We start from the raw sequence: 13,576 nt of genomic DNA, 5'->3' as shown, positions 1-13,576 counted from the left end.
TTCTACCTCAGGCCTGCCTCCAACGCAGGCCTGATCACGTCTTTCCCGCAAGGCCGCAACGACGACGCCCTCAACGCAAGGCGTCGAGGGCGTCGGGTCATGGGACTCAAGAATGGCCCACCGGTCTCCGGCGCGGGCGGCTCACGCCAGCCAGCGAGGAGCATCAAGCACGACTCGCTGCTGCTCAAGACTGCGGATGTGGTCATCCCAGTACCCCAGGCTCGCGACATGCGAGAAGGCCTGCGGGAAGGCGGGATCCGTCCAGCGCCGTACCACCCAGGCACTGTGACGCACCATGCGCAGCGTACGCAGTGTCTCGATCCACTTCAGCTCCCCGCGATTGAAGTCGCAGTGCTGCTCATATCCTTCCAGCACCTCGGACAACTGCATGTGGAGCTCGGGGTCACTCTCTCCCGTCAACAGCATCCACAGATCCTGAATGGCAGGCGCATTGAGACAATCATCGAAATCCACCAGCGCGAAGCTGTCATCCCGCCCCAGCATGTTGCCGATATGGCAGTCACCATGCGCACGCAGCAAGCCACTCTGCGGCCAGCTCTGCTCCGCCACCAGGGGGCGCAACGCCTCGATGACACGCTGATAGCTTTCACTCTGACGCTCACTCAGCCAGTCGGAGGCCAGCACGCTGTCACGACTCTCGTCGAGGATGCGCAGTGGCGTGAGCGTTTCACGCTCCTGGAAGAGGCCTTGACGTCCGACGGCGTGCACGCGACCGATCAGCTCTCCCAGATGGTAGAGGTGCTCGGGAGATTCGAGTTCGGGAGCCCGCCCGACCACATGGGGAAACAGCGCGAAGTCGAAGCCTTCGTGATGATGCAGGGTCTCCCCCCTGGCATCCGCCCAGGCCGGCGCACCGGGAACGCCCTCGGCTTCCAGCTCGGCCAGAAAGGCGTGTTCCTCGAGGATCTGGGCGCGGCTCCAGCGATCCGGACGATAGAACTTGGCGACCCAGCGCCGCCGGTCATCATCGGCCAGGTGATAGACCCGATTCTCATAACTGTTGAGCGCGAAGGGCTCGCCGGGCAACCAGAAACCAAGCGACTCGACGGCGGCCACGACACGATCCGGCGCAAGCGCATCAAAGGGATGTGAACGCTTGTCCAGTTCGCCTTCCCGGGATGACGCAGCCTCCCAGGTGTTGCCGTTGGCGCGCTCATCAAGCTCGCGCGAGGTGCCGGATGATTGCGAATCAGCAGGTGTAACAGGATCAATAGGCATGGCAATTCCTCGGGCATGGACCAGCAAACGGCTGCCGGACCTTGCATGCTATGAGATTAGACCCTCACACCGCCAGTCCCGCAGGCCATAGACCAATAGCATCATGGCGAACCAGGCGGCGTACGCGCCAGCACACAGGCGACGACCTCTCGAGCCCCCGCCCGCTGACAGGCCTGCGCCAGGCTGTCGAGGGTCGCGCCACTGGTCATGACATCATCGATCAACAGCACGCTTTCCGGCAGAGGAGCGCTGATGTCATAACGTCCGCGTTGCGCCTTCAGACGTCCGCGCCGCCCCCGCAGACGCTGATCCTCATCGGCCGCATGTCCCGAGCGAATCCGCACCACGTCACCGCGTTGTCGTTCACGCACCCGCAGACCACGCGTCAGCTCCACCAGCACCTCATGCCCCCGCGTTCGTCGCCGTCGCGAATCCCCCGGCACCAGGATGACCCATGCCTCGGGACGTGCTGCCAGCCACTCCCGACAGAACGGGGCCAGCTCTCGCGTCATCAATTGGCGCAGCAGGAGCCCGGCACGCCTCTGATGCTGGTCCTTGTAACGCTGGAAGAGACCCGCGATCAGCCCCTCATAGCGCAATGGAGCGTACACGTGCTGATAGGCCGGTGGCGTCCGCAGACACCGTGCACAGGCCACCTGACTCAATGCCTCGGAGGCCACCGGCTCGGCACAGCACGGGCAGGCATGACGATTGCGCACGATCCGCTCTTCACAGGCCTCGCACCAGTCGCCATGGCGTCCCCTCGGGCGCCTGCCATGCGCATGCCCTCGTTGCTGCTGCAGGCAGAAGGCACAGGGGCGTGACACACGCCTCCTGTCAACCAGCAGACCTTCCAGCGTTGACAGCACTCGCGAAAACTCTATCATTTCAGTCAACCCTCATTCATGAATCGCGTTGACTGACCGACAGCCGTCGCTCGCGGGACTGGATGGCGGCGTGCGCCTGACCCGAAGACACTGGCGATCGTCCGGCGCTGACTGCCACCTGACGCGTCTCACTGCCTGCCTGAAGAAGGATCTCACTCCCATGACCGTAGAAGCCCCGAGCGTGACCACGCAAACCTCGCACGACGAACGGACCAACGCAGATGGCGAGGTACGTCACGACTGGCGCGTCGAGGAAATCGAAGCGTTGTTCGCCCTGCCCTTCAATGACCTGCTGTTCCGGGCCCAGCAGATCCACCGCCAGCACTTCGATCCGAATGCCGTCCAGGTCTCGACCCTGCTGTCGATCAAGACCGGCGCCTGCCCGGAGGACTGCAAGTACTGCCCGCAGTCAGGCCACTACAACACTGGCCTGGGTAAGGAAAAGCTGATGGAGATCCAGAAGGTGGTCGAGCAGGCCCGCGCCGCCAAGGATGCCGGTGCCAGCCGTTTCTGCATGGGCGCCGCCTGGAAGAGCCCGCGGGAGCGCGATCTCGAGGTGGTCACCGAGATGGTGCGTCAGGTGAAATCACTCGGACTGGAAACCTGCATGACGCTGGGAATGGTCGATACCGATCAGGCCAGAAAGCTCGCGGATGCCGGCCTCGACTACTACAACCACAATCTGGACACCTCACCGGAGTACTACGGCGAGATCATCACCACGCGCAGCTACAGCGAGCGCCTGGACACCCTGGCCAGCGTGCGCGAAGCCGGCATGAAGGTATGCTCCGGCGGCATTCTCGGCATGGGGGAAACCACCACGGATCGTGCCGGCCTGCTGCGCCAGCTGGCCAATCTGCAACCACAGCCGGAATCGGTGCCGATCAACATGCTGGTCAAGGTGGCGGGCACGCCGCTGGAAAATGTCGAGGATCTCGACCCCATCGAGTTCATCCGCGCCATCGCCGTGGCGCGCATCATGATGCCGAAGAGCCACGTGCGCCTGTCCGCCGGTCGCGAGCAGATGGACGATTCCACCCAGGCGCTGGCCTTCCTCGCCGGTGCGAACTCCATCTTCTATGGCGAGCGTCTGCTGACCACCGGCAATCCGCAGGCCAACCGTGACCGCGAGCTGTTCGAGCGCCTTGGCCTGCACCCGGAAACCCGCCAGGAAGTCGCCAGTGACGATGTGCGGGAAGCGGCGCTCAAGGCGGCCATGGAAGAACAGGCGCGCGCCAACGTCGAAGGCAGCCTGTTCTACGATGCCACCCGCGAGGCGACGCCCGCCAGCGATGAAGGCCACGTCCGTGAACGCAAGCCCTGCGGTCTGGTGGTCTGATCTCACGTGGCCACCGACACGCCTACCCGCTCACGCTCACGCACGCGCTCCAGTGGCGGCGCAAGCTTCGCCCACCTGGACGACCTGCTCGCCAGACGCGAGCAGGTCGGGCGCTATCGCCGGCGCCTGACACTGGACTCCCCACAGGGGCCCCACGTCAGCCTCGCCGGGCAGGCAGCAGGTGAAGAGGCACGTCCGCTGCTCAACTTCACCGCCAATGATTATCTAGGACTGGCCAATCACCCCACGCTGATCGAGGCCGGTTGTCGTGCAGCCCGGGAATTCGGTGTCGGCAGCGGCAGTGCCCATCTGGTCAATGGTCACCAGGCGCTTCATCACCGACTGGAAGCCCGTCTGGCCAAATTGACCGGACGCCCGCGTGCGCTGCTGTTCTCCACCGGCTTCATGGCCAATCTCGGCGTGATCGATGCGCTCGCGAGCGCCTCGCGCGAGGCCGGGCGCACTCTCGAGATCTTTCATGACCGTCTCAACCACGCCAGCCTCCTCGATGGCGCGCGGCTGGCATCCTCCGGCAACTCAGCCGTGCGCTCGCGCCGCTTCCATCATCGCGACCTCGAGGATCTCGAGCGCCAGCTGGCACGCTCACAGGCCGACGACAGGCTGGTGATCAGCGATGGCGTGTTCAGCATGGATGGCGACTGTGCCGATATCACGGGCCTCGCTCGGGCATGTGCTCGCCATGGCGCCTGGCTGATGATCGACGATGCGCATGGGGTGGGCGTGCTGGGCGAGCACGGCGAAGGACTGGTCGGACGGGACACTCCGCTGGCCGAAGTGCCGGTATTGGTGGGCACGCTGGGCAAGGCCCTGGGCAGCGCTGGCGCCTTCGTCGCCGGCAGCGAGGCATTGATCGAAAGCCTGATCCAGCTGGCCCGCCCGTATATCTACACCACGGCGCAACCCCCGCACGTCGCTGCCGCCACCCTGGCAGCGCTGGATATCGTCGAGCAGGAACCACAGCGACGCGAGCACCTGGCAGCGCGCGTACGACAGTTTCGCGAGGGGTGTGCAGCTTTGCTGGCAGGCAGTGGTCTGGCGCTCGGCCTGCCCCCGGTGACGGCAGGCGCCCCCTCACCCCTCACTGACCCGATGACACCGATCCAGCCACTGATACTCGGTAGCGAAACTCGTGCCCTTGCCTGGAGCGCGGCACTGCGCGAGCGCGGCATTCTGGTATCTGCCATTCGTCCCCCGACGGTCCCAGCCGGCAGTTCACGCCTGCGCTTCACCTTCAGTGCCGCGCACAGCGAGAACGATGTCGAGACTCTGCTGGTCGCCCTCAGGGAGGTGCTGGAATCGAGCACTACCAGACCCACCACGGGGGCCGAGACATGACGCGATTGACACGTCTGGTACTGTTCAACGGCTGGGGTATCGATGCCCGCATCTGGCAACCCTTGAAGACGCGACTGACCGAGCGACAGCAAGCTGCCGAACGAGAGCGGACTGCCGGACCTGCGACACGCCCGATCGAGATCGTGACGGCAGACTGGCCCCTTGCGGCGCCTGACGATCCCGAAGCAGCTCCTTCGCACCTCGGCGGAGCGGACACGCTGTGGTTGGGCTGGTCATTGGGTGCGCTACGCGCCGAGGCACTCGCGACTGCGCTGCCGATGGACCAACGGCCCGCGGCACTCATCGCGTTGGCCATGGGGCCGGCGTTCATCACGCCGGATCACGCGACTCCCGAGACGACTCTTGCTCATCGCAGGCCCCCGGCGCCCCTTCCGGCACTGCCCAGCATCACGCTCACCACCTTCCAGACAGCCTTTGCCCGCTCTCCGCTCGCCAGCTGGCAGCATTTCCTGCGCTGGCAGGCCAGTGGCGAGCCTGACCCGCGCGACTGCCTGCGGCAGTTGCGTGAATTGATCGGCACTCGCCCTGAAAGCTCTGTCGATGCACTCTCGGCAGGGCTCGAGGAGCTGGCCACGCGGCGAATGTCACTGACACGAGCAGGTCAGAATCTCGAGTTCTGGCTGGGCCGGGATGATCCATTGCTGGCACCGGGACTTGCCGAGGCACTGCGTGATCACGGCCATCAGGTGGTGGAATATTGCGGCGGACATTGTCTGCCACTGAGTCGCCATGATGACCTGGCCGATGCCCTGCTGACTCGCATGGGCCATGTCGTCGTTGCAAGGGAAGAAGGCTGAGATGCAGATGGTGACCCTGCCCCACGCGACGTCGCGCCAGCGTATCGCTCAGGCCTTCGATCGCGGCGCGAGCGAATACCTCACCCTGGCACGCGCCCAGCATGTCATGGCCAGCCGATTGTTCGAGACCTTGCCGACTACGCTTCCGGATGCTGCGGTGGTACTGGATCTGGGGTGCGGCCCCGGCCAGTGGACACGCGAGCTGGCGTGCCACTACCCCACCGCACGTTGCCTAGGGCTGGATCTGTCGATGGCCATGCTCAGAGAGGCCTCGAGATCCCCCGACACGCCGCCTCGGCACATGACACCAGGCAACGTGCAACCTCCTATCCACTGGTTGCGCGGCGATGCCGAGCGCCTGCCAGTGGCCGACAACAGTCTGGACCTGGTGTTCTCGAGCCTGGCAGTGCAATGGTGCCCCACCCCCCGCCACTGGCTGGGGGAGCTTGCGCGTGCACTGAAGCCGGGTGGCAGGGCGCACATCAATACGCTCGGACCAGGCACATTGGCAGAGATCCGCCATGCCTGGCAGCGACAGGATGGCTCGGTCCGACACTTTCCCTCCCGAGAGCAGCTGATCGACTGGGCACGGCGCACTGGCCTCAAGGTGCATTGCCAGACACATCGTCATGTCTTCCATTATCCTGACGTCTCGGCCGTCATGCGCTCCATCAAGGGAATAGGCGCCCAGACAGCGAGCGGGTATCGCCTGACACGTGCGGATCTGGCCCAGGCGACCGCCCGACACGAGGCGCTTCGCACATCGCAAGGATTGCCTGTAAGCTATCAAGTCATTGAACTTGTCATCGAAAAATCAGTCACAGACTGATAGACATCAACGCGAACACTTTGCAGAAAGATAACGAAATGCCATCAGCGCACTTGAGCAATACCAGCCAGCCTTCCGCCTCCCATGCCATCCCCCACGGCATCGCGGCCTTCGTGACCGGCACCGACACGGAAATCGGCAAGACCTTCATCGCAAGCGCCTTGCTGGCTCGTGCCCGCATGCGGGGCCTGAGCACTCTCGGACTCAAGCCCGTGGCGTCAGATTGTTTCGAGAGTCACGACGGGCTGGTCAATGCCGATGCCCTGTCGCTGCAGGCACAGTGCGAGCCGCCCGCGGATTACGAGAGCATCAATCCCTGGCGATTCGCTCCGGCCATCGCGCCACACATCGCCGCACGCCAGGCAGGCGTGAGTCTCGAAGTGGCCAGGATCTCTCGACACATTCGTCACCAGCGCGAGACGGCCCCGCGTGACCTGACCTTGATCGAGGGAGCAGGCGGCTGGCGCGTTCCGCTCAATGACGAGGAAGATTTCTCGGATCTGGCCATCGCCTTGGGGCTACCGGTGATCCTGGTGGTAGGCCTGAGACTCGGGTGCATCAATCATGCACGTTTGACCCTGGAAGCCATCGAGCGCGATGGGCTTGAGGTGGCAGGCTATGTCATCAACCATCTGGAAGCCGACATGGAAGTCAGTGAAGACAACATGGCGACGTTGTCGCGCACGCTGAAAGCGCCCTGTCTCGGCGTGGTGCCTTGGGTGCGTGATGATGACCTCACTGACAGCCGCCATGCGGCAGAACGCGCCGCGAGCTATCTGCAATTGCCCTGCGGACTCGAGTCACGCAGCCAACATGGCCACCATGACTGACAAGCCGTCGCTGTGGCCTCCCTCAAGGGATAATTGGCCACAAGCGATTGACTTGAAAGGCATCGCAGGTAAAATGCACGCCAGCTTCTCGCGGAAGTGGTGGAATTGGTAGACACGCCAGATTTAGGTTCTGGTGCCGCAAGGTGTGGGGGTTCGAGTCCCCCCTTCCGCACCATCAGCACATTCTGCTGATGCCCTCTCGAAGCATCCTCTCTGTCTTTACTGATCTATCCCCTGCTCCATCAGTCCGCTGTCCACATGATGCAACTTGCTGTGTGATGCGACCTTTCATGGGATACGACTTTCCATGTGCTTCTCACGCGTATCGCGATCTCTCGTCGTGGCTTGCCGCACGCTGCATTCCCATGGCGTCGGGCTTGTGTACTCCGTCATTTCCCCTTGCCGTTCTCGCTAGCCGTTTCCCCCTGGCTTCTCCCTCTGTCGTCACACTCCAGTCGTTTCCCTGTCGGATTCAGCGCCCCCTTTCAGCGCCCCCTTTCAGCGTCCAACCGCTTGCATCGAGGAAACGACATCCTCTCTGTTCTTGTCTGGCTCAACGAGGCCTCAGCCTGTCCTGCAGCGTCGCCAGCGTCAGGCGCGCATCGTCCAGAAGTGCCTGTTGCTCATGACGATCATGATGCGCCTCACCGGCCGCTGCCAGTTGCAGATTCAGATACTCGACACCGCTGGTGAAGCGATAGAACGCCTTGTGCGAGGCCACGGCACGGAATGCCTCGAGCTGATCTCCGGGCACCTCAAGAGGTCTGCCGGCGATGACCTCGGGCTCAGCCTCGCGAAGTGTCGCAAGCAGTGGCCTCACGGCAGCATTCCACTCGTGACGACGCGGTAGATGGCGTGCAAGCAAGAATCCGACGAGGCCGCCAAGCACTATCCCACCAAGGCCCCACAGCAGTTCACTTGTCATGTTGGTGTCTCGGTGCATCCATCAGTGATCCAGCATCCTGGTAATAAAGCATGAGTCCTTCTGATACTAACGCGCTGGTGCGCACGGAGTGTAGCGCCTTGACGGAATCCTCCATTCCCGACATCCGTCATGAGACCTTCGTCCCACAAGATCGGCCTGCTGCAGCGGACGATCACGCCATCAGCGCCAGGCGTTCAGGGACCGGCTCAGCGAGCCCGCCCGCGGACTCACTGCGCCCGCCCTCCCCACAGAATCAGCGCACTGCCCAGCAGGCAGACCAGCGAGCCGAGCAGATCCCAGCGACCCGGCACCTGTTGCTCCACCAGCCAGAGCCAGAGCAGCGAGGTGACGATATATACCCCACCATAGATGGCAAAGGCTCGCCCCGCCTGATCGACATCCACCAGCGACAGCAACCAGGCAAACGCACCGAGGCTCATCATGCCCGGGATCAGCCACAAAGGGCTGCGATCCAGTTTCCACCACGCCCAGAAGGCGAAACAGCCGGCAATTTCCGCCAGTGCCGCCAAGGGATAGATCCATACGATTGCCATGACGATATCCTTGCAGGGAAAGATGACAGCGCCTCATCACCTGTCGTGATCAGACGACTCCCCTGTACGAGAAAAAGCGAATAGGATTGACCTGCGGCTGACAGGAACCTCGGGGCCACCCGGACGCCAACCGCTTCCCACGAAAACAATGCCAGGATTGGCGACGTCTTGCGGCGCAGCATAGCGCGACGCGACGTGATGACAAGGAACCTGCAGATGACTCGGCCACGTCTGATCATCAACCGTCTGGACGCGGATCGCATTCAGCGCCTGATCGATAGCCAGCAGCATGATGACGAGCTGGCAACCCGCCTAGAAAGCCGCCTGATTCAGGCGGAGATCGTGCCACCGGATGACTTTCCGAACAATCACGTCAGCATGCGCAGTCATCTGCGCCTCACCGGCTCTCGCTCTGGCCATCATGAACTGATGCTGCGTTATCCAGACCCCGCAAGCGAGGAATGCATTCCGTTCGCCTTCGGCTCCACCGCGCCTTCCCTTCAGCCGGCCATAGCCCCGCTGTGCATCATGTCCCCCCTGGGAATCGCCCTGCTGGGACTGGCAGTCGGCGAGCAGATCACCCTGCCCTGCGAGGATGGCCTGAGCGACATCATCCGTGTCGATGCCATCCTGCATCAGCCTGAGGCCTGTGGTCAGTTCCACCTCTGAATTCGCCGCCAGCGCTGTCGCCTTCTCGCCCGCGCTGGCGCAACAGACCCCAGACCGGCCAGGCTGACAGCCGCCCTGTACCCTGCCGGCCGACACGATACGCTATGATGAAAGTCAGCAGGGTTGCCGGACCTTGCTGCATCACGCCAATGCTCTCTGACCTCCCCACGCCACCTATCCCGCTGCGCACGCGCCAGCCGGGCACTCATCATGTCTGTCAGGAGATCTTCACATGGGCATCTCATCGCACTCGCACATGGGTCTTGGCGCTCAGGCGCGCCTCAAGGAATCGCTGGCCCACTACTCGGCCAGCCATCGGCACCCCGACAATATTCGTCTGCATCTCATCTGTGTACCGCTCATCTTCACCGCGACGCTGATCCTTGTCTGGCGGCTGCTGGGGGGCCAGGGGATGTCCAGCGAACCCGGCGCGGGACTGTGGATGCTGCCCGGCGGCCTGCTGACCCTCGCTGCGCTCGGGTTCTATGCCCGACTCTCGTGGCGCGCATCGCTGGTGATGCTGGTCTGGAGCCTGATCAGTCTTGCCGCGATGTTCGCGATGCTTGGCCTACGCTGGCCAGTGGTCCCGTTGATGGTGGCAATCTTCCTGCTTGCCTGGGTCGGTCAGATCATCGGCCATCGGCTCGAGGGGCGAAAACCCGCATTTCTCGATGACCTGCGCCAGCTTCTCATCGGTCCGCTGTTCGTACTTGTCGAACTGTTTCCCGACCTGCGCGACTGGCTTCTCGCATCCAAATCCTCCTCTGACGACGCCTGAGTCCGCCCTCTGCCCTGCAAAGATCTGCAATGCAAAGGCCTGAAACGCAAACGCCCAGCGATCCGGAAGGATCGCTGGGCGTTTGCGTTTCAGAGTGTCACGAATGAGCCGTTGCCCGAATCATCGCATGGCTCGCCGTACCGGCACGGCTCACTGCGCCGGATCGAAATCCTCGAGACGGAAGGCCATCAGCGGTGCAGCACCTGCCGCGATCTGGGCTTCCAGCGCGACGGCGCGCGGCAAGACCCGCTGGACGAAGTAGTTGCCCATGGCCAGCTTGCGACGGTAGAAATCCTCCCCGCTGGCTCCCGATGTCGCCAATCCCTGTACCGCGGCGCGCGCCATGCGCAACCACAGATAGCTGTAGACACACAGCCCGGCCAGGTCGAGGAAATCGCAGGCCGCTGCCCCCAATTCCTCGGGATTGTCATCCGCGCGGGCCAGCAACTGCTCGGCGACACGCTCCAGACGCGCCAGTTCCTGCTGGCAGGCCTCGGCGAACGGCCGGGTCCGCTCGTCGTCATCCTGTCCCTCAAGCTCGGCCCTGACCTGCTCGGCAAAGCGTGCCACGTACCCCCCGCGATTGCGGTAGAGCTTGCGTCCGACCAGATCCATCGCCTGGATCCCATTGGTGCCTTCGTAGATCATCGCGATGCGGGCATCGCGCACGTACTGCTCGGCACCCCACTCCACGCAATAACCATTACCGCCATAGAGCTGTTGCGCCATGACAGTGGCATCGAAGCCACGATCCGTCAGCAGCGCCTTGGCGATCGGCGTCAGGAATTGCACCAGTGCATCCGCATCAGCCTTCACCGCTTCATCGGCGTGATACTTGACGCGATCCAGCTGCTGACCGACGAAGACGGCAAAGGCCCGTCCGGACTCGTTCCAGACACGGGTTTCCAGCGCCATGCGGCGAACATCAGGGTGAACCAGAATCGGATCAGCCGGCTTGTCTGGTGCCTGTGCGCCCGTCGGTGCGCGGCTCTGCAGACGTTCAGCAGCGAAATCCATCGCACTCTGATAGGCCACTTCCCCCAGCCCCAGCCCTTGCAGGCCGATGGAGAGGCGCTCGTAGTTCATCATGGTGAACATCGCCGCCAGCCCCTGGTGCGGCTCGCCGATCAACACCCCTTCGGCACCATCGAAGTTCATCACGCAGGTCGCGCTGCCCTTGATGCCCATCTTGTGCTCGATGGACCCACAGCTGACCGCATTCGATGTCGCGGGCTGTCCCTCGGCATCGAGCAGTTGCCTGGAGACCAGAAACAGCGAGATGCCGCGGGTGCCGGAAGGCGCATCCGGCAGCTTGGCCAGCACCAGATGCACGATGTTGTCGACCATGTCGTGCTCGCCACCGGTGATCCAGATCTTGGTGCCGGTAATGCGATAACGTGGCAGCCCCAGCAGTGGGTCATCACCCTCGAGGGGCTCGGCACGAGTGCGGATCATGCCCAGGTCCGTCCCGCAGTGAGGCTCGGTCAGACACATGGTGCCCAGCCAGTCGCCGGCGTACATGCGCGGCAGAAAGACCCGCTTGACGGATTCAGGGGCATGACTGTCCATCGCCAGACAGGCCCCGGCATTCAGTGCCGGGTAGAGCGCGAAGCTGGTATTGGTGGCGTAGAGCATTTCCTCGAAGGCCACGGTGAGCATCTTTGGCATGCCCTGACCGCCGTATTCAGGGTTGCCACCCAACCCCATCCAGCCACCCTCGGCGAGCACCCGATAGGCTTCCTTGAAGCCCTTGGGCGTGGTGACACGCCCCTCTTCGAAGCGCGCGCCCTCGGCATCACCACTCAGGTTCAGCGGCAGCAGCTCTGCCTGGGTCACGCGCGCGCCTTCCTCGAGTATCGCCTCGGCCAGTTCCGCATTCACCTCGGAAGTGGCCTCCATGGTCGCCCATTCCTGCTCGGCCGCGAATACCTCGTTGAGCACGAAACGTGCATCCTTGAGCGGTGCCTGATACTTGGCCATGTGACTCTCCTTGCAGGTCTCTTCCGACGACGTCTTGCAACGGCGTGGTTCGTGATGGCGTGCTGTCGGCCGCGAGCCTTCCGTCGTGACACTGCAATACCGTGACACTGCGCCGCTGGAGCGCTGACAGGGTCCGACCCGCGATTCAAACGATTGCTTGAAACAATAGGCGCAATCGCTGTCTGCGTCATCTCGACCTTGGCCCAAGGCGTACCGCGCGACGCTCGCTGCGCGCCACGAGACCTCATGACGCAAGACGCCGCCCCGGCAGGAACCGGGGCGGCGTCTTGATTACTTGAATGCTCGAAGCCTCACCTCTCTCAGGCAGTGTTCACCTGGGCCAGCGGCGTCGGGTGCTTGCCATCTTCCCAGCCAAGGCTGCTGTCGGCCGTCGGCGAGAACCACTTGAGGGAATCATGCAGGCTGACGACATCCCCGACGATGATCAACGTCGGCGGCTTGAGCCCCTGCCCCGCCACCTGTGCCGGCATCTCCGCCAGAGTCGCCACATGCACGCGCTGACGCGCGGTAGTGCCCTGCTCCACCAGCGCGATCGGCGTGCTGGCCGCCAGACCATGGTGGATCAACTGCTCGCAGATCAGCGCCAGACTGCCCAGCCCCATGTAGAACACCAGGGTCTGGGCGGGGCGTGCCAGCGCCTCCCAGTCAAGGTCACAGCTGCCATCCTTGAGGTGCCCGGTGACGAAACGCACCGACTGGGCATGATCGCGGTGGGTCAGCGGAATCCCGGCGTAGGCGGCGCAACCGGAGGCCGCGGTGATACCTGGCACCACCTCGAAACTGATCCCGGCATCCGCCAGCGTCTCGAGTTCCTCACCACCACGCCCGAAGATGAAGGCATCGCCGCCCTTGAGGCGCACGACGCGATGGCCAGCGCGCGCATAGTCCACCAGTGCCTGATTGATGCCTTCCTGGGGCACGCTGTGGTCACTGCGCGCCTTGCCGACATACAGCCGGCGGGCTTCAGGCCTGGCCAGCGCCAGAATCTCGTGACTCACCAGCCGATCATGGATGATCACGTCGGCCTGCTGCAGATGACGCAATGCCTTGAGGGTCAGAAGCTCCGGGTCGCCGGGGCCGGCGCTGACCAGCGCCACCTGACCATGCGTGCCGGTGAAGCGATCCTCCTCCTTCACCGGCAACACCGCCTCGCCCGCGACCAACCGGGGCGGAAGACGCACGCTGGAGTCCGCCGGATGACGCGGCGCAAACACCATGACGTGCTGCTCACGCGCGTGGCGCAGGATACCGCGGTCCCGGCCCTCGCTACCCGTGACGACCAGCCACAGCTGGCCGGGTGCAGGCACCGGCAACAGCGTATCGGCCACTTCCCAGCCCTCTTGACCGCACA

13 protein-coding genes and 1 tRNA gene are annotated in these 13,576 nt (G+C 63.6%); 8 read left to right on the top strand and 6 right to left on the bottom strand.

The genetic code is table 11. The annotated features are described in order from the left end of the window. Window positions 1–141: 141 nt before the first annotated feature. A complete protein-coding gene (locus BOH68_RS03930) occupies window positions 142–1,125 on the bottom strand; it encodes a serine/threonine protein kinase (RefSeq protein WP_373996117.1) in 984 nt (327 codons plus the stop codon). 215 nt (window positions 1,126–1,340) lie between these two features. Then, window positions 1,341–1,958: a ComF family protein gene (locus tag BOH68_RS03925; protein WP_139345415.1), complete on the bottom strand. Its 618-nt coding sequence runs from the start codon at window positions 1,956–1,958 to the stop codon at window positions 1,341–1,343. 328 nt (window positions 1,959–2,286) lie between these two features. Here BOH68_RS03925 and bioB point away from each other — a divergent pair, with 328 nt between their 5' ends. The 6 genes from bioB (at window position 2,287) to BOH68_RS03895 (ending at window position 7,473) form a co-directional block, all read left to right on the top strand. Then, window positions 2,287–3,465: a biotin synthase BioB gene (gene bioB, locus BOH68_RS03920; RefSeq protein ID WP_077371834.1), complete on the top strand. Its 1,179-nt coding sequence runs from the start codon at window positions 2,287–2,289 to the stop codon at window positions 3,463–3,465. A 6-nt stretch (window positions 3,466–3,471) separates the two neighbouring features. Beyond that, window positions 3,472–4,821: an aminotransferase class I/II-fold pyridoxal phosphate-dependent enzyme gene (locus BOH68_RS03915; RefSeq protein WP_374700387.1), complete on the top strand. Its 1,350-nt coding sequence runs from the start codon at window positions 3,472–3,474 to the stop codon at window positions 4,819–4,821. Next, window positions 4,818–5,639, top strand: a complete 822-nt coding sequence (locus BOH68_RS03910; protein WP_077371831.1) for an alpha/beta fold hydrolase — start codon at window positions 4,818–4,820, stop codon at window positions 5,637–5,639. Before BOH68_RS03915 ends, BOH68_RS03910 begins: the two co-directional genes overlap by 4 nt. Window position 5,640: 1 nt before the next feature. Further along, window positions 5,641–6,468, top strand: coding sequence for a methyltransferase domain-containing protein (locus tag BOH68_RS03905; RefSeq protein WP_077371828.1), 828 nt, complete (start codon window positions 5,641–5,643; stop codon window positions 6,466–6,468). 38 nt (window positions 6,469–6,506) lie between these two features. After that, window positions 6,507–7,298, top strand: coding sequence for a dethiobiotin synthase (bioD, locus tag BOH68_RS03900; protein WP_077371825.1), 792 nt, complete (start codon window positions 6,507–6,509; stop codon window positions 7,296–7,298). Between the two features lie 90 nt (window positions 7,299–7,388). Further along, window positions 7,389–7,473 (top strand) — tRNA-Leu (locus tag BOH68_RS03895). Window positions 7,474–7,851: 378 nt separating this feature from the next. On the opposite strand, the gene BOH68_RS03890 is transcribed toward BOH68_RS03895, so the two are convergent. Both BOH68_RS03890 and BOH68_RS03885 read right to left on the bottom strand, forming a co-directional pair. After that, on the bottom strand, window positions 7,852–8,118 hold the full coding sequence (locus tag BOH68_RS03890) for a hypothetical protein (RefSeq protein ID WP_136938304.1): 267 nt from the start codon (window positions 8,116–8,118) through the stop codon (window positions 7,852–7,854). 332 nt (window positions 8,119–8,450) lie between these two features. After that, window positions 8,451–8,777, bottom strand: a complete 327-nt coding sequence (locus BOH68_RS03885) for a YnfA family protein (protein ID WP_077371819.1) — start codon at window positions 8,775–8,777, stop codon at window positions 8,451–8,453. 216 nt (window positions 8,778–8,993) lie between these two features. Here BOH68_RS03885 and BOH68_RS03880 point away from each other — a divergent pair, with 216 nt between their 5' ends. Together BOH68_RS03880 and BOH68_RS03875 are read left to right on the top strand one after the other, a co-directional pair. Next, entirely contained in the window at window positions 8,994–9,446 is a 453-nt protein-coding gene (locus BOH68_RS03880) for a hypothetical protein (RefSeq protein WP_077371816.1), read from the top strand. Window positions 9,447–9,678: 232 nt separating this feature from the next. Continuing rightward, window positions 9,679–10,224: an Mpo1 family 2-hydroxy fatty acid dioxygenase gene (locus tag BOH68_RS03875; RefSeq protein WP_205632710.1), complete on the top strand. Its 546-nt coding sequence runs from the start codon at window positions 9,679–9,681 to the stop codon at window positions 10,222–10,224. Between the two features lie 150 nt (window positions 10,225–10,374). On the opposite strand, the gene BOH68_RS03870 is transcribed toward BOH68_RS03875, so the two are convergent. Together BOH68_RS03870 and cobA are read right to left on the bottom strand one after the other, a co-directional pair. Further along, window positions 10,375–12,204 carry an acyl-CoA dehydrogenase C-terminal domain-containing protein gene (locus tag BOH68_RS03870; protein WP_077371813.1) on the bottom strand — a complete coding sequence of 610 codons (1,830 nt, stop codon included), beginning with the start codon at window positions 12,202–12,204 and terminating at the stop codon, window positions 10,375–10,377. 320 nt (window positions 12,205–12,524) lie between these two features. Continuing rightward, window positions 12,525–13,322, bottom strand: a complete 798-nt coding sequence (gene cobA, locus BOH68_RS03865; protein WP_255304421.1) for a uroporphyrinogen-III C-methyltransferase — start codon at window positions 13,320–13,322, stop codon at window positions 12,525–12,527. Window positions 13,323–13,576: the final 254 nt, after the last annotated feature.

The organism is Cobetia sp. MM1IDA2H-1 (genome assembly GCF_002916775.2).
Classification (GTDB): Bacteria; Pseudomonadota; Gammaproteobacteria; order Pseudomonadales; family Halomonadaceae; genus Cobetia; species Cobetia marina.
Note: the sequence above shows the minus strand (reverse complement) of the source record. Positions and strands in the feature narration are given on the sequence as shown.